The 1,139-nt window shown below is 68.6% G+C and carries 1 protein-coding gene and 1 pseudogene; both read right to left on the bottom strand.

Annotation, left to right across the window (positions count from 1 at the left end; translation table 11 throughout):
• Positions 1-309: pseudogene (locus ACFWV2_RS33060) on the bottom strand (ParA family protein); the annotation flags it as partial.
• A 36-nt stretch (positions 310-345) separates the two neighbouring features.
• Positions 346-795, bottom strand: a complete 450-nt coding sequence (locus tag ACFWV2_RS33055) for a ParA family protein (protein ID WP_384411127.1) — start codon at positions 793-795, stop codon at positions 346-348.
• Positions 796-1,139 lie beyond the last annotated feature (344 nt).

Here is a 1,139-nt window from a genome sequence, read left to right as displayed (position 1 = left end):
GTCCACCGCCTTGGCCAGGTCCCGGTACCAGTCCGCGGCATCGCTCTGGGGAGCGTGCTCGATGATGGTCTGCTTCGCCCGCCAGGCTTCGCGGATGATGGTCCGCTTGCGGATCTCCCCGATCACGGCAGGCTCCCCGAGGTTCCGGAACGCCTCCAGCATGGAGGTGACGACGTTGCCGTCGCGGATGTCGAACCGGGAGGGCACGAGGCCGAGGACGTCCAGCACGATGTCCATGTCTTCCGACAGCAGGCCGATCTGACGCAGCAGCAGCCGCAGCGCGCCGACCGAGGAGTCCTCGGCTTCCACGGGCACCACGATGCCGCTCTTGCCCTTGCCCTCCCGCTAGCGGGCCGCGTAGAGCGCACAGTCGGTGATGACGCCGAGGGAGGGCGCGCAGTCGATCAGGCAGACGTCGTAGTCGTCGTCCACCTTCTCCAGGAACCGGGACAGCCGGCGCTCGCGGTCGGCCACCGTGTACAGCGACCGCTCCAGGAGGTGCATGTCCACGTTGGTCGGGATCACGTGCAGGTACTCCGAGCGCTGCACGATGATCTGCCGAGGGTCGGCGCCGCGCCACTCCCCCACCAGCGCCATCCGCAGAGTCTTGTCGTCCGGGGTCTCGTCCACGCCGAGGGCCTCGGACATGTGGCCCTGGGGGTCGAAGTCCACCAGGAGCACACGCTTCTGCTCCGGGTTCTGCACCGACTTCTCGGCCAGGGCCGCGCCGGTGTTGATGGTGTTGGCGGTCTTGCCCACACCACCCTTCTGATTCGTCATCGCGTAGATCCGCATGGAGGGCAGCGTAGAGCCTTGTGGGCGCCTTCTGGTGACGTCACGGGCTCACGGGCCCACGGCCCCACCAAAGACCCTGTCGCGCCCGTCTGTCGCGTCCGCCGAGGGGCGGGGATATCGGGGCGTTGGCCCAGCTCAGATCACACGACAGCACTCCGGCGCGACAGTAGACGCGACAGGCCCACGCCACATCGGCGCGGGCCTGTCGGTGGTCAGTCAGTCCCTGCCTGCTGCTCGGTCCAGGGTGGCCTGGCGGACAGGTGCCAGCAGCAGCAGCGCGGCTGCCGCGCTCTCGTGCAGTGCCTCCTCCTCGAGGTCGAACCCCATCTCCGATGCCTGAGCGC

Origin of the sequence: Streptomyces sp. NPDC058671 (assembly GCF_042716475.1) — a bacterium.
In the GTDB taxonomy this organism is placed as follows: Bacteria; Actinomycetota; Actinomycetes; order Streptomycetales; family Streptomycetaceae; genus Streptomyces.
The sequence above is the reverse complement of the archived record's forward strand: the minus strand, read 5'-3'. Positions and strand labels throughout refer to the sequence as shown.

Bases quoted from the DNA above. Each gene is read 5' to 3' on its own strand.
- ACFWV2_RS33055 (WP_384411127.1), bottom strand. From the start codon at position 795: ATGCGGATCTACGCGATGACGAATCAGAAGGGTGGTGTGGGCAAGACC.